17 protein-coding genes are annotated in these 18,585 nt (G+C 59.9%); 7 read left to right on the top strand and 10 right to left on the bottom strand.

The genetic code is table 11. The features are described from left to right. The first annotated feature begins 80 nt into the window (after positions 1 to 80). The 7 genes from HZB60_10095 to HZB60_10065 all read left to right on the top strand — a co-directional run bounded on the left by HZB60_10095 (position 81) and on the right by HZB60_10065 (position 5,910). On the top strand, positions 81 to 776 hold the full coding sequence (locus HZB60_10095) for a MotA/TolQ/ExbB proton channel family protein (protein ID MBI5060115.1): 696 nt from the start codon (positions 81 to 83) through the stop codon (positions 774 to 776). Positions 777 to 804: 28 nt separating this feature from the next. Continuing rightward, positions 805 to 1,242 carry a biopolymer transporter ExbD gene (locus HZB60_10090; protein MBI5060114.1) on the top strand — a complete coding sequence of 146 codons (438 nt, stop codon included), beginning with the start codon at positions 805 to 807 and terminating at the stop codon, positions 1,240 to 1,242. Positions 1,243 to 1,248: 6 nt separating this feature from the next. Next, a complete protein-coding gene (locus tag HZB60_10085; protein ID MBI5060113.1) occupies positions 1,249 to 1,887 on the top strand; it encodes a TonB family protein in 639 nt (212 codons plus the stop codon). A 34-nt stretch (positions 1,888 to 1,921) separates the two neighbouring features. After that, positions 1,922 to 3,259 (top strand): Tol-Pal system beta propeller repeat protein TolB, encoded by a 1,338-nt coding sequence (gene tolB / locus HZB60_10080; GenBank protein ID MBI5060112.1) that lies wholly within the window; start codon positions 1,922 to 1,924, stop codon positions 3,257 to 3,259. A 71-nt stretch (positions 3,260 to 3,330) separates the two neighbouring features. Continuing rightward, positions 3,331 to 3,861, top strand: coding sequence for a peptidoglycan-associated lipoprotein Pal (pal, locus tag HZB60_10075; GenBank protein MBI5060111.1), 531 nt, complete (start codon positions 3,331 to 3,333; stop codon positions 3,859 to 3,861). A 135-nt stretch (positions 3,862 to 3,996) separates the two neighbouring features. Beyond that, on the top strand, positions 3,997 to 4,728 hold the full coding sequence (gene ybgF / locus HZB60_10070; protein MBI5060110.1) for a tol-pal system protein YbgF: 732 nt from the start codon (positions 3,997 to 3,999) through the stop codon (positions 4,726 to 4,728). Between the two features lie 87 nt (positions 4,729 to 4,815). Beyond that, a complete protein-coding gene (locus tag HZB60_10065; GenBank protein ID MBI5060109.1) occupies positions 4,816 to 5,910 on the top strand; it encodes an AI-2E family transporter in 1,095 nt (364 codons plus the stop codon). 74 nt (positions 5,911 to 5,984) lie between these two features. Here HZB60_10065 and HZB60_10060 read toward each other — a convergent pair whose 3' ends face one another. The 10 genes from HZB60_10060 to HZB60_10015 form a co-directional block, all read right to left on the bottom strand. Then, on the bottom strand, positions 5,985 to 6,650 hold the full coding sequence (locus tag HZB60_10060; GenBank protein ID MBI5060108.1) for a DUF502 domain-containing protein: 666 nt from the start codon (positions 6,648 to 6,650) through the stop codon (positions 5,985 to 5,987). A 72-nt stretch (positions 6,651 to 6,722) separates the two neighbouring features. Continuing rightward, complete coding sequence (locus HZB60_10055) at positions 6,723 to 7,052, bottom strand: septum formation initiator family protein (GenBank protein MBI5060107.1); 330 nt, start codon at positions 7,050 to 7,052, stop codon at positions 6,723 to 6,725. A gap of 23 nt (positions 7,053 to 7,075) precedes the next feature. Next, entirely contained in the window at positions 7,076 to 8,353 is a 1,278-nt protein-coding gene (gene eno / locus HZB60_10050; protein MBI5060106.1) for a phosphopyruvate hydratase, read from the bottom strand. Between the two features lie 62 nt (positions 8,354 to 8,415). Further along, positions 8,416 to 8,709, bottom strand: coding sequence for a hypothetical protein (locus HZB60_10045; protein MBI5060105.1), 294 nt, complete (start codon positions 8,707 to 8,709; stop codon positions 8,416 to 8,418). Then, complete coding sequence (locus HZB60_10040) at positions 8,690 to 9,706, bottom strand: HD domain-containing protein (GenBank protein MBI5060104.1); 1,017 nt, start codon at positions 9,704 to 9,706, stop codon at positions 8,690 to 8,692. Before HZB60_10040 ends, HZB60_10045 begins: the two co-directional genes overlap by 20 nt. 67 nt (positions 9,707 to 9,773) lie before the next feature. After that, positions 9,774 to 10,985, bottom strand: coding sequence for an outer membrane protein transport protein (locus tag HZB60_10035; GenBank protein MBI5060103.1), 1,212 nt, complete (start codon positions 10,983 to 10,985; stop codon positions 9,774 to 9,776). A 4-nt stretch (positions 10,986 to 10,989) separates the two neighbouring features. Then, on the bottom strand, positions 10,990 to 11,550 hold the full coding sequence (locus HZB60_10030) for a hypothetical protein (GenBank protein ID MBI5060102.1): 561 nt from the start codon (positions 11,548 to 11,550) through the stop codon (positions 10,990 to 10,992). 54 nt (positions 11,551 to 11,604) lie between these two features. After that, the gene (gene argF, locus HZB60_10025; GenBank protein ID MBI5060101.1) at positions 11,605 to 12,531 is read right to left on the bottom strand and encodes an ornithine carbamoyltransferase; all 927 of its coding nucleotides are present in this window, start codon (positions 12,529 to 12,531) and stop codon (positions 11,605 to 11,607) included. A 77-nt stretch (positions 12,532 to 12,608) separates the two neighbouring features. After that, complete coding sequence (locus tag HZB60_10020) at positions 12,609 to 14,951, bottom strand: T9SS type A sorting domain-containing protein (protein ID MBI5060100.1); 2,343 nt, start codon at positions 14,949 to 14,951, stop codon at positions 12,609 to 12,611. A 104-nt stretch (positions 14,952 to 15,055) separates the two neighbouring features. Continuing rightward, entirely contained in the window at positions 15,056 to 18,196 is a 3,141-nt protein-coding gene (locus tag HZB60_10015) for a T9SS type A sorting domain-containing protein (GenBank protein MBI5060099.1), read from the bottom strand. Between the last annotated feature and the right edge of the window lie 389 nt (positions 18,197 to 18,585).

The following is an 18,585-nucleotide window of genomic DNA, read 5'->3' as shown; positions in this document are numbered from 1 at the left end:
TCAATTGCCATGGAATGAACAGCTCGCTCTTGCGGGGGCGTCTGTTGTAAATTATTGAATAAAAAGAGAATAGGTATCTGATGGCCCCGCAGCAGGGAGGTCTCTGGGAACTCGTCTGGATCGCATCTCCGTTTGCAAAACTGGTGTTGCTGGTCCTGGCAGCTATGTCCGTGGCGTCCTGGACCATTATCATAGAGAAGCTTCTGCTGATGGCCCGCGTCCGGCGGGCGAATGCCGGCATCGACCGCTACCGCTGGTCGCAGTTCGATCCGCGGTCCCTGGCCGGCGAAGCCCGACGCTTCTCGTCGTCGATCGTGGCGCGTGCTTACCTGTACGTGCATCGTGAACTGATCGAGCGTGGCGGCCAGGACTCCCGCGACAGCGAACTTATTGGCCGCGAATTCGCCCGAGCCGCCGCCGTCGAACTGAACCGCGCAGAGCGCTTTCTGCCGTTTCTGGCGACGTGCAGTTCGGCCGGACCGTTCCTGGGGCTGTTGGGGACGGTGTGGGGAATCATCAGCGCGTTTCAGCGAATCGGGATTTGGGGCAGCGCGAACATCGCCGTCGTCGCGCCGGGGATCGCCGAAGCGTTGGTCGCCACGGCGATCGGGCTCTTCGCGGCGATTCCCGCGCTCGTCGCTTACAATTTTATTTCGACCTGGCTGCGCAAAGAAGCTGAACGCGCCGAAGCCTTCGGGGATGATCTCGCCTTTGCCATCGAACGCATGGGCAATGATCGCGAGAGCGCGGCCACCGTCGTAAGACCGAGGCCCTGAGATGGGCGGTCCGACACTGCAACAATCCATGCCGAAAGGACGCAAGGGGAAGTTCAAGGTTCCCTACGCGCCGATTCCGGATATCAACGTGACGTCCCTGGTTGATGTCACGCTGGTGTTATTGATTATCTTCATGGTCGCGGCTCCGATCATGCAGAGTTCGCTGAACATTTCGGTCCCGCAGGCGGCGTCCGCGCAGCCCAGCGAGAAAACCGGGATCACCATCATTGTGCAGAAGAGCGGCAAGATCCTGATCGACGATGCCGCCGTGGACGAAGATGGCTTCGACGCCGCGTTTAATCAGGTTTACAAGGCCAATTCCGGTCAGCCCGTGTTCCTGAAGGCGGACAAGGATGTCCCTTACGCGAAAGTGCTGACCGTGATCGATGCGTTGCGTTTGTCGGGTGTCGCTGATCTCGGGTTGGTCGCGGAACCCGGCGAATCCAAGCATGGTCGAAGACGATAGAATGCCGTGCGCGGACCTCTTTTTAGCTCCATTGGGCTGCATGTCGTCTTCATCGTCGCGCTGATTCTGGCGAGTCAGCCGGGGCGGATCAAAGACAAACCGCTGCCAACCGCGACGACGGTCAAACTGGTTCGACCGAGCGCCCCGCAGGCCGCCCCTAAGCGAACCGAACCGAAAGAGCAAGAGGTGCTGCCGGAAAAAAAAGCGCCGCCGCTCGAAGTTCCAAAGAAGCAAAAAGACAAAGTCTTGCCGAAACTCGAAAAGCCGGAGCCGGACGAACCGGCGCCGCGCGCGGTGCAGCCAAAACTCGAACGGCAGAGCGATGCCGGGACGCTGACGCTGCAAAACCCGGGGTTCGAGTACGATTTCTATCTGGCGGTCGTGCAGTCAAAGATCGAACAGAACTTCCGGCCGCCGCCCGGCGCGAAAGCGCAACACATGTCCACCGTGAGTTTTGTGATTCAGTCCGACGGTAAGATCACGAATATCGAGTTGATCAAGGGGTCCGGAAATCTGCTTCTGGATCAGGCCGCGGAACGAGCGGTACGCTTCGCGGGCAAATTCCCGCCGCTGCCGCCGCAATATGAGAAAGGTGAGTTAGGAATCAACTTTGAATTCGTGGTCAATCCCAAAGCCGGACGCTAAGCCGCGACGTTACGTTCGATCCTTGCATCGGGCGATGCGGCACGCCAGCTTGCTGCACTTGTCCGGTGGACTGGCTTTGCTGATTTTGATGGCGTTCATGATCAAGGTCGCGTTCTCGCAGAATGTTACGTTGCGAACCGAAACCACATCGGTGGGCCGGTTGAATGTGGTCCTGATGCCGTTCACGGCCGGCAGCAGCGCGGATTTCGCCGGCGAACTTCCGGTGATCCTGCACGACTTCGTGAAAGGCGATCTGGCCTACTGCGGTTATTTCAATCTGATTGAGCCCGGGGATCTGCCCGCTGACACCGTTATTCAAGTCCGCCGCGTGAACGGAAAGAATGACACGTTGCGGACGTTTGGCGGCATGCAAGTGGCGCGCGTGTTCGGCACGATCAACGCCGGGTGGGACAAGGCCACCGCCACGATCGCCGTCTATCAGCCGCCGATCGTCGAACCGATTCACCGACAGGATTTTCCGTTCAAGGCCGATGACGCGCGAAATGCCGCGCACCAGATCGCGGCGTGGATCACCAAGATGCTCACCGGGGAGGACGGCGCGTTCACGTCCAAGATCGTGTTCGTCGTCAAGACGGGCTCGACCAAGGAGCTGTGGACCATGGACTGGGATGGCGCCAATCCGCGCACGCTGACCCGTGATAACAATGTGAACTTCTCTCCGACGTGGGCGCCGGACGGCCAAGCGCTCTATTATACCAGCTTCAAGGGCGGCAACGCCGACATTTACAAACTGAATATGGCGAACGGCAAAAGCGCGCCGTTTATCGCTTCGCCGCGAGTGGACAGCGCGCCCGCTTGCTCGCCGGACGGTAACTGGATCGCCTATAGCTCGTCCGCCGACGGTAACTCCGAAATCTATCTCGTGCATCCCGACGGCAGCGGCAAATCGCAAGTTACGATCAGCTACGGGATCGATACTTCGCCGTCGTGGGCGCCGACCGGACGCGAACTCGTGTTTACCTCCGACCGCGCGGGCGGACCGCAAATCTACCGGATGGATGTGGACGGCGCCAGCGTGCAGCGGCTCACGTATGCCGGGAACTACAACGAAACCGCGCGCTGGTCTCCCCGCGGTGACTTGATCGCTTTCGCAAGCCGCGAAATCGGTTTTCAGATCTTCACTATCGCGCTCGACAACGGCAGCGAGCGCCGCGTCACCGATCCCGGGTCTAATCTCGACCCGAGCTGGTCGCCGGACGGAATGAAAATATGCTATACCTCGGTGCAGGGCGGAAAATCAGCCATTTGGGCGTGCAACTGGGACGGCACCGGAGCGCGGCAGTTGAGCTTCGGCCTCGATGCGTCCCAGCCGCAATGGGGACCCGCGCTGAACTTCGCCGCCGAGAATTGAACTGCCTTTCGAGCGTCACCAAGTTTGATTTCATCACCTAACATACCAAAACAACTTCTTGTGGAGACACCATGAAACCGAAGAATCTCTCCCGCCTGCTTCCGCTGCTCGCCGTGTTCGTACTCGCCGTGGCTATCTCGATGACGGGCTGCAAGAAAAAAACGCGCAAGACGACGGAAGAGGTGACAGCGCCGCCCGCCATTGAAGAAGTCAAGCCGGAGACGCCGACCACCTCCGGAGACGACCAGCAGTCACAAATGGACGCGGATCGCCAGCGTATTCAGACCGTATATTATGACTACGATCAGTCTGCAATTCGCGGCGATCAACGCGACAAAGTCAAGACCAACGGAGAGATCTTCAAGAAATGGGCGGACTGGAGCATCTCGATCGAAGGCCATTGCGACGAACGCGGCACCAACGAGTACAACCTCGCGCTCGGTGAGCGTCGCGCGACAGCCGCCAAGCAGGCGCTGGTGGCCGAAGGCGTCGCCGCCGGTCGTGTCAGTACCGTTAGTTACGGCGAAGAGCGTCCGGCGGATCCGGGGCATTCCGAGTCCTCGTGGTCGCGCAACCGCCGCGCGGAATTCCGCGCCAAGTAAGCGGCCTGCGCGCGGGAGCGCGGTCGGTTGGTGACGGCAGACATGCGTTCGAGGGTCGATTCGACCCTCGAACTGCTTGAAGTGTGTGCGGATGGCAGCCCGGGCGGGCGCTCAACCCGTTCCGAATCGGTAGAGATGAAAACTCAACGTATCATCATCGGGTGCTTCGCGTTAGCCCTGGCCGTGACCGGCTGTGCGTCGCGAAAACAGTTCTTCGATTTGCAGCAGCAGAACGCGGAGATTGAACGCGGACTCGATAGCGTGCGCGCCGAGACCAAGCGCATGGCCGCGGCCCTGGAGACGCTCGGCGCAGACCTGCACTCGTACACTTCGCAGTCGCAGTATGGCTCCACGACTCTCGAAGAGAAGGTGGAAGGACTGGCGGCCCGGTTGGACGATATTGTCCAACGCATGGACCGCTCGCTCGCTCCGCTGCAGGAGTGGTTGCAGCAGCAGGACACCGGAACCACCGGCTCGAACTCCGGCTCCGGTATCGATTACTATGACGCGGCACAGAAGGACCTGGCGCTGGGGAATTACGATCTGGCTGAAGTCGGATTCCTGCAATATCTCGAAAGCAACCCGCAGTCGGACCTCGCGGACGACGCGCGCTACGGCCTCGGCGAAACCTACTATGCGCGCAAGCAGTACGACGAAGCCGTCGAGCAGTATCAGCGCGTCATCGACATGGATGCCGCGGGGCCCAAGGCCCCGGCGGCCATGCTGAAACTCGGGCTTTGCTACCGGGCCGATCAACAAACCGGCGAAGCGCGCAAGGTCTGGGAGAGCCTCATAAAACAGTACCCCCAGTCCGAGGAGTCGAGAGTCGCGCGGCAGCGGATTGATGAATTGGAAAGCAGCCGTTAGATTGTTGCGCGGATTTAGTCACTCGAGCGCACTAACCATCCTCAAGCCCCAACGCGAGCCGCGCTGGGGCTTCTGGCGTTCGCGGCGATGACTGAATCTCAACCGCAGCTAATTGCCCGGCCCGCCGACCCGCAGCAACGCAGATTCGTATTGTTGCTGCTGGGACTCTTATTGGTTGCCTTCACCTTCACCATCTCCGACTTGATTCCCGGCGTGATCGCGGGAATGATCCTGTGGGTCTTCACGGTCCCGATCTTCCACTGGTGGAAGCGGCGCACGCGCAACCGCGATCAGCTTGCCGCCGGGCTATCGATTCTGACGACGATTGCGTTTATCATTGTACCGCTCACCGCCATTGGCTTGATCATGCTGTCGGATGCGGCCATGCTGGCGGATCGGGCCCAAGCGTGGTTCGAGCCGCACCGGGCGGAATTTGAGGCCCGGTTGAATGAAATTACGGCCTCCGGAAGATTGTACATCTTTGACTATCCCATCGAGGTCGGCGATCTCAGCGCGCGATTTGATGAGTTCGCGACGTGGATGGGACAGGCGCTGATCGGATTGGTTCAGAGTACGGCCGGCGGTCTGGCGCGATTCGCCGTCCTGCTGTTTGTCACCTTGTACACGCTCTTTTTCTGCTACCTCGATGCCGCGCGATTCGGGGAATGGGTTCGCCGCGTGTTACCGCTCACGGAGAATCAATCACGCCGCTTGATCGCGAACTTCTTCGACACCAGCAAAGCTACACTGAAAGCGGTGGGCATCATCGGGGTCGTGCAAGGGACGATGGGGGGAATCGCGTTTTGGATCTGCGGCATTCCCGCACCGTTCTTCTGGACCGTCTTGATGGCCGTGGCGTCGGTGATACCGGCTGTCGGCGCGCAGATCATCCTGCTTCCGGCGGCGATCCTGCTCATGTTGATCGGAAAATTCTGGCTGGGCCTCGGTCTCTTTCTCTGGAGCTGGATCGCCATCGCCAATATTGACAACTTGCTGCGCCCCGTACTTGTCAAACGGGAAATCAATCTGCACGAACTGCTCGTGTTTCTGAGTACGATCGGCGGAATTGCAACATTTGGATTCTTCGGTTTCGTGATCGGACCCGTAGTCGCCGCGCTGCTGAAGTCCACGCTGGCAATCTACGCCGAGATCTACGGCGACCAGCCGGCCGAGTCCGCGTAGCCGAGTCGGACGTCAATTCCACGCGAAAGCGGGTGACCATTTGGCCACCCGCTTCGTGTTTCGGCCGGTACTCGTCACGACGGCGGAACGGCCACCTGGTCAGGGCTAAGGGTGCCGCCCGAGACCACCAGTCGAATCGCCTGCTCCACGCTCATCGGCAATTCTACAACCTCTTCAGCGGGCGACATTACGAGAAATCCCGATGTCGGAACCGGCGAGGTCGGCACGAACACGGACAACATCCGGGTGGATTGACCCGCGGGAACCTGCCAGTCGCTCGTGTTCGTAACAAAGCCGATCGACCAGGTACGATCCGTCGGAAATCGAATTGCAACCACGCGCTGGAACCCGCTGCGGTCGCCGGAGAGCATCTTCGTGAACTTGCGCAGCGCGTCGTAAACATCGCGCACCACGGGAATGCGCCCGAGCAGCCAATCCACCATTTCGAGCAGCCGCTGACCTAACACGCGCCGCACCACCGCGCCGAAGATCGCGATCAGGCCGATGGTCAGCGCAAACGCCACCAGCTCGGTCAGCGCATTCACGACGTACGGAGTGACGCTTTCACCGAGCACCGTCGAGGCGATGCCGCGCAAGTACGGAGAAAGAAATCCACCGATGAAGCGCACGACGACGATGACCAAATACACTGTAATCGCGACCGGTGCCAGCACGAACATGCCGGTGGCGAAGTTACGTCGGAAGAACGAGCGACGGCCGGGTGTCGTTGGCGTGTCCATGGGAATGTCGGGTTAGAGCGAGAAGTCCCGACTCCGGCCGGAATCGGGACTTCGATCGGACTTGTTCACTGCCTATTGCGGAGGCTGCGGTTCCTGCACTTTGACTTCGTAAATCAGCTCGCCAGGCGCGACCATATGATAATTACGAGCGGCCTGTTCCATCGCCGCCGGTTCCTTCGCGGTCAGGTCAGAAAGATAGCGTTCGAGCTCCACCTTCTCCTGTTGCAGACCGGCGATCTGCGCCGCCTGAAGCTCGTATCTCACGGCGAGCTTGTGACGCTCCCATAGTCCGTCACGGCCGTACACAAACCACGCGGCAAATGCAATCAAGCCGGAGGCGACGACGATCGGCCCCGGCTTCAAAAAGCGCCGATAGTTGCGCGGTCCGCCTCGGGGACGCATTAAGCTCTCGGGAGCACCCGCGCTCATTTCCAAACGGCTCCAAAATAAACCGCGGTATCGCCCAGCTCCTCTTCAATCCGCATCAGCTGATTATACTTGGCAACGCGGTCCGTGCGCGAAGCACTACCGGTCTTGATCATGCCGCAGCCGGTCGCCACGGCGAGGTCGGCGATTGTCGTGTCTTCGGATTCGCCCGAACGATGCGAAATAATCTGCGTGTAGCCGGCGCGCCGCGCCAGATCGACGGCGTCGAGCGTTTCGGATAGCGTCCCGATCTGATTCACCTTCACCAGAATCGAATTGGCTACGCCCTTCTCGATACCCTGCGACAACAGCTTGACGTTGGTAACAAAAATGTCGTCCCCGACCAGTTGCACCTTCTTGCTCAATTGCTTCGTCAAGTGCTTCCAGCCGTCCCAGTCCGATTCGGAGAGTCCATCCTCGATCGAAATGATCGGAAACCGCTTGCACAGATCGGCGTAATATGCAGTCAATTCCTCGGCGTCGAGCTTCGTGCCTTCGCAAGCAAGATCGTACTTTCCAGTCTTCTCGTCAAAAAACTCGGAAGCCGCACAATCGAGAGCGATGGCAATCTCCTCCCCCGGTTCATATCCCGCATCGGTGATGGCTCTGAGGATATACTCAATCGCCTCGGCGTGCGATTTCAGATTGGGAGCAAACCCGCCTTCGTCACCGACGTTTGTGGAATGACCCGCGGCCTTCAACACCTTCTTCAAATGATGAAACGTCTCGACGCCTGCGCGCAGACCGTCGGAAAAACTGCTGAAACCGCGCGGAACGATCATGAACTCCTGAAAGTCCAACGGATTGTCCGCATGCGCGCCGCCGTTCACAACATTCATGAACGGTACCGGCAACATCTTGGCCCCCACTCCGCCCAAATATTGATATAGCGGAAGCCCACAGGCATCGGACGCGGCCCGCGCAACGGCCAGGCTCACCCCGAGGATCGCATTCGCGCCCAGTTTGGACTTGGTCTCCGTGCCGTCAAGCTCAAGCAACATCGCATCCACGTCCTGCTGGTAGATCGCGTCACGACCCACCAGCTTGTCCGCGATCTGCGTATTCACATTCTGCACGGCATCCAACACACCCTTGCCCAGGTAGCGGTTCTTGTCATTGTCCCGCAGTTCGAGGGCTTCATGTTCGCCGGTCGAGGCTCCCGAGGGAACCGTGGCCCGACCCATGGCACCGCCCGAGAGCACTACTTCTACTTCCACGGTGGGATTGCCCCGGGAGTCCAGTACCTCGCGGGCAAAGACGTCAGTGATTTCCGTCATCGCTCTCAAATGTTCAAATTAGGCGCATTTACGTGGGAATATACGCATTCCCCTGAGCAAAATCAACTGATTTCCGGGCCTTCTTCCGTGACACCGTGATCGCCGAACAGTGAATCATAGATGTCAAGCGCCTGCTCGTAGTATTCGGCAGGGACCTGCACGCGCCAGAGCTTACCCAGCGTCGTGGTCCCCGTGACGACGCCCAGCCCGCCCGCGGACAGGTCGGTCTTGACCAGATTCGGGATCCCGTTGTCGTCCAGCACCTCGGTTACCATCGCCACCCAGACCCCTCCGTCCAACGGTGGCAGCGACTTCCACTCCGTGTACTCGCGGGGATCAGACAGGGGATTGCTCATCGGGATCCGGTTTGGGTTCGTCCGCGGAGCGGAAGTAGAAGAATCGCTCCATCAACTTGACATAATCGCTGAACTCGCGGCCCTCGGGTGTGTGCGAGCGCACCCCCTGGAACGCGTTAATCCGGCTGTCGAGCTCGTCGCAGTAGTGGAGGACGAGCGCCTCCAACGTCATCGGCTTGACCGGCGAGCCCATCGTGCCGTCGCCTTGATGGGAGAGGATCAAGTGTAAGAGCTGGCGGCGAAGTTCATCGGGGAATTCGGGAATCGCGGAGATGGCCCGATCCACGTGCAGCACGCCCTGCGTGATGTGACCCAGTAATCGCCCTTCGACCGTGTAGTCAATCGCAATTTCCGTCTTGAGTTCAAAGGCCTTGCCGAGATCATGCAACATCGCCCCCGCGATCAGCAGGTCGCGGTTCAGGTCGGAGTACAGTGTGCTCAGCGCGTCCGCAAGATAGCACATGGAGATCGTGTGTTCCGCCAGTCCGCCGATCGTCGCGTGATGCCAGAGTTTGCCGCCCGGCGCGCGCAAGAACGCCGCGAGGAATCCGGCGTCGCCGAAGATCGCCTCCAGCAATGCGCGCAGGTCCGGTCGTGTGATCGACTCGATGTGACGGAACAACTCCTGCTGCGCCTGTGTTTCGGAGAGAGTCGAGTGGGGAAGGAACACACTGCCATCCGGCGCCTCGTCCCCGGTCGCGTGGCGCAGGCGGGAAATGACCAACCCCGGAATCTCGCGATAGCGATCCACGACCGCCTCGATTTTCAATACATCGCCGGGCTTCGCGACCGCCGCGAATTCCTCGAATTCCTCCCACTTCTTCGCATCGAGCGTCCCCGACGAATCCTGCAAGCGGAGTTCCAGATAGTTGCCGCCGGATTTCTTTGGCTTTACTTCGAGCTTCGTGAGCAAATAAAAACCGATGATCTTCTCACCGGTGGGCAGCTCACGAACGCGGGCAAGTGACGGTGTGGTGTCGAGGGTAACGGGAGGCATGGGCGATATGGCAGGGCGGTCCGTCTCCGAACCGCCCCCGCAACTCCTGCTTGAGGTGGAATGGATTCTACAGCCGGTAACTGAGCGTGAACAACGCGGCGTTGGACCTGATGTCTTCGGTCAGGCCCGTCGTGACCTGTTCGGTATAGCTGGAGAAGTGATAGGTCGCATCGAGCATCACGCTGCGATCCACCAGAATACCAAGACCCAACGTGAGAATCGTCTTGTCATCATCCCCGCCGGACGCGCGATAATTGGTCGGTGCGAAACTCAGTCCGGCGCGGCCGCGCAGGCCGTAAGCCGGAAATAAGTATTCGCCGCCGAACGACAACCGCGTCGTGGACTTATACTGATCCTTGATCTGCTGATTGGCCTCGGCCTTGCTGACATCCCGATACGGCGTGTCGCTCCGAAACGAGAGCGAGGTCCAATCGCGATACTCCAAATCCGCCGCCACCAGCCACCGTCCGGGAGAGATCGAACCGCCCAGGCGGAACACCGCCGGATACGACATGCGATAATTATCGTAGCCGCTGGCACCCTCGATGATCCAGTCTTCCTTCAGCGACATTGAAATCGGTGAATGGAACATCGCGCCGACACGCCCGGTCCGCCCGATCCGGAACAGACCACCGACGTTGGCACCGATGCCGGAAAGATCGGTGGTGATCGACTGCTCGCTGTAAATCCGCGAATCCGCGTCCGTGTAATGTCCGGTGAGCGTGTATTCATCGCCGCCGGACCAGTAGTTCAATCCAAGACCGAGCGCGAGATTCGGCGATACATCGACCGCTCCCGCGAAACTCCAGAGCCCGAGCCGCCCACTCTCAAGTTCGTCGAAATCGTCCCAGTCGGCATTGCTGTCAACAGGCGATTCCACCCGCGTGCGCCGATCGAAGGCCAGCACCTGCGAATAGCCGATCCCGAAGCTCATCGCGCCCTGGTAAACCGGAACCGGAAACACCACGCCCATGTCATTCAGGCGGAGTGAACTCGTCGAGCCGTCGAGAGATGAGCCAAAGTAATCCGTCTCGTTCTTGAACGATGTGCGGGACAGCGAGCCTTGGAGCTCGATCCGCTTTACCTGCGCCAGACCCGCCGGATTCCACCAGATCGCGGAATAATCATCCGCGATGCCTGTGTATGTTCCGCCCAAGCCCATGGCGCGCGCGCCGGGGCCGAGGTATTGGCCCGTCGTGAGCAGCAAGCGCTCCGGAATCTGATCCTGCGCGACCGCTATCGAAGCGCAGGCCAGCAGTGCAAGGATGAAATACTTCATGCTGTTATCGACCCCGCTTTCCTTCGCGCTTATTATCGTCCTTCGGCTTCGCCGGCTGCGGCGGCGGATTCGCCGGAGCCGGAGTCGCGATCGAACTCGGCGGCGGAGGCGTTCCAATGCTGCCCGGCCCGCCGCCGGCCTCGCGACGGCCGCGCTCCCGCGGCTGCTCCGGCGCGCCCGGCACGCCCGGCTGGCCACCATAATACCACCACGGATCCCGGTACCAGTTACGCCACCACGGAACTCCGTAATAATCGTAGTATCCGTAGTACGACTGGTAGTAGCTTGGGTCGTAGTTATAGAAATCAAATCCCCAGCGCGTACGCGGGCGACCCCAATAAGACCACTGATCGTAATGGTCGTAGCTGCGCGGCGGATACTCATCCGTGATCACCGGCGCCGTCAGTGTCGTGTCAATCGCCGTCGAATCGTAACGATCGTACAACGTGTCGTACGGCCCGCGACCGGTCATCTCCATGCCGGGCCGGTAAAACTTCGTGTAGCAACCGCTGCTAAGCAGCGCAAACATCCCGACCGCCGTTAGCAGAATGAGACGCGGTTTCATCGTCGTTTCTCCAATTCGCTTTGAACCCGAAGGCTTCTCCGCGACCTGTCTGAATTAGTCGTTCAGTTTCACCATGATCGCCTTCTGCGCATGCAGGCGATTCTCGGCCTGATCAAAGACCCGGCTATGCGGACCGTCCATCACCTCGTCCGTGATCTCACGGCCCCGCTCCGCCGGTAAACAGTGCAGCACGATGCAGTGCTTGTCCGACCGCTCCACCAACTGCTGATTGATCTGAAATGCGTGCAACGCTTTCGCCTTGGACTCGGCCTGTTCTTTCTGCCCCATCGATGCCCACACGTCCGTGTACAACACGTGCGCACCCCGCACCGCCTCCAGCGGATCGTGGCTGAGCGTGACCCGCGAACGACCCGCCGAGCGGGCGCGCTGGAAGAGCTCCATGTCCGGCAACGTATCCGTCGAGGTCGCCACCACGAATTCAAAGCCCAACAGGCAGGCCAGCTCCAACCACGAGTTCGTGATATTGTTGCCGTCCCCAAGGTAAACGATCTTCAAATCCTCGTAGCGCCCGAGGTGCTCGTAAACCGTCAATATGTCCGCCATGATCTGGCACGGATGCGAGTGATCCGTGAGGCCGTTGATGATCGGGATGTCCGCGAAATGTGCGAGCTTTTCAACATCGTCATGGCTGAAGGTCCGAATCACGATTCCGCCCAGATAACGGGACAAAACCTGTGCCGCGTCCGAAATCGTTTCGCGCTTACCCAACTGAATCTCGGCATCCGTGATGTAGATCGGGGAGCCGCCAAGCTGGTTGATGCCGACTTCAAACGAGATCCGCGTCCGGAGGCTGGGCTTGTGAAAGATCAGACCCCACGTCTGCCCTTGCAGCGCATGGCTGTACGCGTGGTCGCGTTCTAATTGCTTTAACTCCTTTGCAAGCGCAAGGGTTTCAATCACTTCCTCACGGCTGAGATCGTGAATTGAAAGGAAGTCGCGATGCTCTCGGGGTTTCGTCATGGGGACCTATGCCGTTAGTTTGATGAAGTTGCGGGTCGAAAGTTGAATGGCCGTGGCTTGGTGCCGGGTCCGTTGCGTTATCTGATCAACAGCAACTTGTGCGTCGCGAGATGACCGCCAGAGGTCAACCGCGCAAAGTAGATCCCGGAGGGAACCCCAAGCCCACTGCTATTGGCGCCGTCCCACTTGACCTCACCGACCCCGGCCATTGCCCGCATGATGTCAAATCGCCGGACTTCTTCGCCGAGTAGATTGAAGATCACGATTTCGGCACGACCGGGACCGCCCAACTCATACGTGATCGTCGTGGACGGATTGAACGGATTCGGATAGACATTCTTGATCTGCCATCGATAAGGGACAAAGGCAGGCGGAATCGGCGCGTCACTATCCGTAGCCGTGTACACTCGAATGTTGTCAACGTGCATGCCCAACTCGCCCAGCGCATGGTCGGCCTGTAGGCGGAACCGCAACTGCACAGGATTGGGAATCCAACGGCTGAGATTTACATACGTGCGCGTCCAGTCCAATTCCATGTCACAGAATCCCGCCGCGCGTTCCCACGTTCCGCCATCCGTCGAAACCTCGACGAAAAAGCTATCCGCGGGCACGTCCAGCCGACCGCGCCGATAGAACTCGAGATAGGCAATGTTGCCCCCCGCCAACGGAATGGACTGATCCGTGTGAATCCACGAGTTCGCGTTCGGCGCGTACGTCGTTCGGTAACCCTCGCGATTGGTGTGCAAACAGGTCCCGAAGTTCATCGACGTCGTGTCAAGCTCGGCCCTCCACTCATTGCCGTCACCGCCGCTGGTCCAACCGGAGGTCCCCGCGTCGAAGTTCTCCGTGAAGACCGTTTGCGATGCGGGGAGCGCGATCTCAAACGTACGGTCACCGCCCAGTACAAAGTCGCGCCAGGCAACCACCGTTCCCTCCAGATCGGCCCGCGCGCGCAAACTGTACTCGCCCTCCGCGAGATTCACGGTCAGTCCGTCCGCGGGAATGTTGAGCCAGCGCGGGAACTTGCCGTCCAGAAAGCCCGTCCCCGCTGTGCCCGCGCCCGCGGCGTCCACCAGGCGGAGGGTGAGATTGTGATGCGGTAACGGTTGCAGATCCAGCGTGACATACTGCACGTCGCCACCCGGCTGAATCGTCGTCGAGGCCGTCGCGTCGGCATAGCCGTCCTTCCGCGCGATGATTGTGATCGGCCCGGCGGGCGGGAGGATCGTCATGCGGCCATATTGCTCGTTGGTCGTGCGCGGTGCCAGAACCGGCGTCCACGTACTCGCAATTCGCCACTCCGCCGAAATGGGCTGAAGTGTCGAGGCATCGCGCGTATGGATCGCCAAGGGCGCAGGCTGATCATGATCGAAGTTCATCATGCGCCGGTTCATCCAGTCCAACGATGGCATCATCGCCGAAATGGTCGCCTCCAGGCGAACGGAATCCGGCTGAATGTCGCCGTCGCTCGGGCTGGATTCGGTCAGCGCCTGAAACGTCCCGATTCTCCAATAGAACCAGTCCTGCAAACAGCCGTTGTGCGTGCCACCCCAGACAAAGGTGAAGTGGTCGTTGCCCGGATAGGCTAACGTCTGCTCGACATAGCGTCGGTTCCACTGTCCCAGCGCCGTGCAGTCCGGCGGAAATTTGTAGGGACCGGGATCGACACCCCATTGCCAGGCGATGATACTGCGCTCGGCCACGGCTCCCGATCGCGACGAATGATACACGATGGAGGTCGTCGGCCGAATCTGCAACGCAAGATCGCGGATCGCTTGCACCTCCGGTTCCGAAAACGGACCGGGCCCGCGATAATAATCAAACGGCTCATTCGCCGCGGGCTGCCACAGCGTGTCACCCCAAATCCAGTTGAACTCGAAGTTGCGATTCAAGTCCACGCCGCACGAATCCGAGCCGACGCCCGGGACCACCACACAATCGCGGTTGCCGAGCTGCGGCGGACGATAACCATTCTTGCGCCACGTATTATCCCGGCAGTCGGAGATCACAGCCAGCCCGTCCGGGTTCATCGTCGGCACGAAGTACATCTGGGTGTACATGCGCAAGTCGCGCCCCTGATTGGTCACCAACCGCTGCATGTAGGCGATACTCGTCTCAACCCCGATGACCTCCTCCGCGTGAATGTGCATGATGATGAGCGAGACCGGCTCGTCTTCAAATACCTGCACGTTGTTCGAGATCTTCACCGCATAGATCGGCCACTGCCGGCCGTCCATGTCACCGCGGGAATGGCCGATCGAGTCCACCTTTACCCAGTCGGGATGCTGGGCCTGCAGCTCAAACACAAACGCGTAGAGTTCCTCCAGCGTGTGATAGCGATCGTCGAGGCACTGCGCCCAACCGGCCGCGCTGATGCTCAGCAAGGCCAACACAAAAATTATGTAGTTCTGACCACGCATATCAATTCAGTAGGGGTTCAAGACAATCGGGCGACGACGATGATACTCCGCCCCCCGGATTCACAGAGCGGCACCCTCGCGAGTGCCGCCCGATTCCAAACTCGTTATTTCAACAGCGTCATCTTCTTGACGCTCTCGAACGTAGGTGTGTGCAGCCGGTAGAAGTAGATTCCCGACGCCAGCCGCGAGGAGCCGAACTGCACGTCATACACGCCCGCGGTCATCACCTCATCGACCAGGGTCGAGACCTGCTGCCCCTGCAGATTAAAGACCGTCAACTCAACCCGCTCGGTCTGAGGTACTGAGAAGCGAATACTTGTCGTCGGATTGAACGGATTCGGGTAGTTCTGTTCCAATGTGTACACCGCCGGAACCGGCTGGCCCCGCACCTCGGTAACACCGACCGTGCAGTCGTTGACCCACTGGCCCCAGATATTGATCAACGGTTCCTTGCCCGACGCGCGCAAGTCCTGCCAAAACGCCAGAATGCCGCCGTGACCGTCGTCACTGGTGGTCGGACTCAATTGCCCCTGGTAGAAATCACAGATCACGCGCCCGCTGTCCGCTTGCCAGTAGTCCGTCGTGAGATTGCCGTCATGATCGAGGTGCGTGGCGTACACGTCCTGATACAGGCCACGATAATCCGTCCAGAATACGTACAGGCCGTCGTTCCATTCGGTCTCCAACTGAGCTTCAGTTTGGTCGCCACGAATGACCGCGATCCGCTTGCCGTCCGTCGGCCACAGCCGCTGCCCGGCCGGGGTGATCTTCTGACCATACAGATCGAGATTGAGCACGTCGCCGGTCCGGTAGTCTTCCCAGACCACAAACAGATTGCGCTGGGAGTCGATGTCGATCGTCGGTTCCTTCTGGTCGTTCACAATCGTGGCCACGACAATCCCGTTGGCGGTCCAACTGTCAGCGCCCGCGGCGTTCACGTGCTGCGCGTAGATGTCCTTGCCCATGTCAAAGGTGCGCGCATCCGACCACGCGAAATAGGCGCCGCCTTCCTCATCCGCAAACAAGGTCGGCTCGTATTGCGAACCGTTCGCCGAGCAGATTTCCCGATTCCAGGACACGCTGCCGTCTTGACAAACGCGGGCGGCCGAGACGTTGAGCTGCCCGAATCCACCGGAGGTCCAGACCACGATGCAGCAGCCACCGGAACTCGTTACCACGCCCTCGACGATATCGTCGGCGTCCGCCGTACTCAACCGTACCGGGGCTTGCCACAGCGGTTCGCAATTGTCGTTCATGCGCATCATGTACACATCAATCAGGAACGCCGCGTCGGAACCCGACCAAACCACATAGCTGCCACCCGCGCCATCCGATGCGCAATAGGCATGATCCTGATCGTTCATGCCCGGGGCCAACGCGACCAAGTTGCCCTCCAGGCTGCAGCGCGGAACCCCGTCGCTTCCCACACGCTTCTGGCGGATCCGCTTGACGCCGGACCGCAAATCCTCGAAGGTCACAAAGAAGCCCGCATCCCCATCCGGGCAAATTTGATGGCCCAGTTGATTCGGACTTTCACCCGGATCCTGAACCAACGGCTCGCCGTTCATCTCGCGTTCAATGTGCCCGGTCGTGTCCACGATCTGATAGTACAAACGCGTTCCCCCGCCCACCACGCGGTTGTCCTGCCAAACGACCCCCACACGACCCATGGTCATGGGCAAGGAAAGCGGAGCATTCGCGTCGCCGTCGAGTCCGTAGATGACAATCAGTCCGTCCGGATGATCCGGGATCGTGAACTGACCGTTGGTGATGTCGAGATTCTGATAACGGATTGACTGCGATCCGGAGCGATAATCATCCCAGAAGATGAAGACGCCGTTGCCCTCATCAACGCGCAAGACGGGCGCGACCTGCTGGTTCGCCGCCACCGCGATCGGGATGCCGCAATCCCCGCCCCAAACAAAGTTGCCCGTCGCATTCACGCGCGCCGCATAGAGGTCGCACTTCAGCCAGTTGCCGTCCGATCGCGTGTCTTCCCACGCGATAATCGCCCCGCCCGCCAGATCCGTTGTCTGCCGCCCGCCCTGGCGGGTCTGCCCGACTCCGCCGGACTCGGCATTGCCGCAAATCTTGAGACCGTTGGCTTGCCACAGCGACGCGCCGTTCGGCGGCGAAAGCTTCTGAGCGTAGGTCTCTTCGATATACCCGTTCACGCGCACATCTTCCCAGACAATAAACGCTCCGTCCGGCGCGCCACCGTTCATGCTGATCGAAATGCGCGGAGAATTCTGGTCTTCGATGGCATCGCAAACGACCACGCCATCCGCCTGCCACAGCGCAGTCCCCGAACCGTTGACCCGCTGCGCGTACAGGTCGCGCTGCGCGCCACCACGTTGATCGCGCCACACCAGATAGGCGCCGCCGTTACCGTCCGGACAAATCTTCACGCCGTCCTGCGAACCCGGCGCGCAGCAGACACAGATGCCATTCACGCCCGATCCCCACGGCAGCGTCCGCTGCGGAGTAATCTTCGCCGCGTAAATATTCTGGTCACTGGCAAGCCGCTTGTCATTCCAGGCCACGATCATGTTGCCCTGTCCGTCACTATCGGCCGTGATGCCGATTTGCTCGCCCAGGGTATCGGTCACCGCCAAGACCTGCGACCAGGTATTCCCGTTGGCGTCAACATGCTGTGCGTAAATCTCAGCCGGATCGCCGCGCCGCGTGTCCTCCCATGCGATTATCGCGCCGCCCGCCAAATCGGGTGCGATGCGGACCGTCAGCTCATTCACCGGCGTCGAAAATACGTCCACACGAACGCCCGTAAAATTGTTGGCCGGCCAGACCGGCTGTCCCAGATCGTTGATCTTCTGGGCCCAAATGTCGCCCGTACTGTCCTCGCGGAACTCAATCCAGGCCATAATCCAGCCGCCGTCAGTCACCGGCGTCACATCGCAATCCTCTTGGCGATACTGCGGATAACGCGCCAGCGGAATGCCGGTCGTCACCCATCGCTGCGAGCCGTCCGGGTTGATCATCTGTCCGTAGAGGTCACGGTCACCCGTTCGAGTGTCGCTCCAGGTTACCACGATCTCTCCGGTGGACCGACGGCCCAGCGCGCGCTGCCATTCGATGTGGTGGCCCTGACGGATCGGCGCTCCCAGACTGTCCGCCCAGCGCCGGGGGTCAGGGCATGGCTGAGCCTGCGTGGTCAGACTGGTGAGCAGTACGGTGAGCAGCCCCAGCAATGCGCTCCCCCAAACCGGCGTACGATTCTTCATCATCTTGTTTGAACTCCGCGTATTTGAAACTCCGAGAATTCGATATCGCCTGTCCTGTCTCATCCGCGAGTCAAAAGCCCTGCGACCGGGCCTCGTAACGCGTATAGTGAGGCAACATACAGAGTTATAGCACAGTACTCAAGCTAACAAATGTTCCGCAGAGAGTCAACTCCGCCGCCCACCACTGCATCGGGCGACGATGCCCACTGCACTGACTCCGCGCAATCTATGCACATGCGTGCACCCCCGTTCATACCATGGACCCCGACGCTCCCTCCTTGCGAATTCAGATAAACCTCTTAATATGTTGTTTATATATCCTTTATGCTCTATGTCGCGCCGAAGGCAATTTGTTCCACGATGCTGCATCAAACGGAGGTAACGGCAGCCCG

It is taken from the genome of candidate division KSB1 bacterium, from assembly GCA_016214895.1.
Classification (GTDB): domain Bacteria; phylum Electryoneota; class RPQS01; order RPQS01; family RPQS01; genus JACRMR01.
This window is presented reverse-complemented; position numbering and strand designations above follow the sequence as displayed.

Bases quoted from the DNA above. Each gene is read 5' to 3' on its own strand.
- HZB60_10095 (MBI5060115.1), top strand. From the start codon at position 81: ATGGCCCCGCAGCAGGGAGGTCTCTGGGAACTCGTCTGGATCGCATCT.
- HZB60_10090 (MBI5060114.1), top strand. From the start codon at position 805: ATGCCGAAAGGACGCAAGGGGAAGTTCAAGGTTCCCTACGCGCCGATT.
- tolB (MBI5060112.1), top strand. From the start codon at position 1,922: ATGCGGCACGCCAGCTTGCTGCACTTGTCCGGTGGACTGGCTTTGCTG.
- pal (MBI5060111.1), top strand. From the start codon at position 3,331: ATGAAACCGAAGAATCTCTCCCGCCTGCTTCCGCTGCTCGCCGTGTTC.
- ybgF (MBI5060110.1), top strand. From the start codon at position 3,997: ATGAAAACTCAACGTATCATCATCGGGTGCTTCGCGTTAGCCCTGGCC.
- HZB60_10065 (MBI5060109.1), top strand. From the start codon at position 4,816: ATGACTGAATCTCAACCGCAGCTAATTGCCCGGCCCGCCGACCCGCAG.
- HZB60_10060 (MBI5060108.1), bottom strand. From the start codon at position 6,650: ATGGACACGCCAACGACACCCGGCCGTCGCTCGTTCTTCCGACGTAAC.
- HZB60_10055 (MBI5060107.1), bottom strand. From the start codon at position 7,052: ATGCGTCCCCGAGGCGGACCGCGCAACTATCGGCGCTTTTTGAAGCCG.
- eno (MBI5060106.1), bottom strand. From the start codon at position 8,353: ATGACGGAAATCACTGACGTCTTTGCCCGCGAGGTACTGGACTCCCGG.
- HZB60_10045 (MBI5060105.1), bottom strand. From the start codon at position 8,709: ATGAGCAATCCCCTGTCTGATCCCCGCGAGTACACGGAGTGGAAGTCG.
- HZB60_10040 (MBI5060104.1), bottom strand. From the start codon at position 9,706: ATGCCTCCCGTTACCCTCGACACCACACCGTCACTTGCCCGCGTTCGT.
- HZB60_10035 (MBI5060103.1), bottom strand. From the start codon at position 10,985: ATGAAGTATTTCATCCTTGCACTGCTGGCCTGCGCTTCGATAGCGGTC.
- HZB60_10030 (MBI5060102.1), bottom strand. From the start codon at position 11,550: ATGAAACCGCGTCTCATTCTGCTAACGGCGGTCGGGATGTTTGCGCTG.
- argF (MBI5060101.1), bottom strand. From the start codon at position 12,531: ATGACGAAACCCCGAGAGCATCGCGACTTCCTTTCAATTCACGATCTC.
- HZB60_10020 (MBI5060100.1), bottom strand. From the start codon at position 14,951: ATGCGTGGTCAGAACTACATAATTTTTGTGTTGGCCTTGCTGAGCATC.
- HZB60_10015 (MBI5060099.1), bottom strand. From the start codon at position 18,196: ATGATGAAGAATCGTACGCCGGTTTGGGGGAGCGCATTGCTGGGGCTG.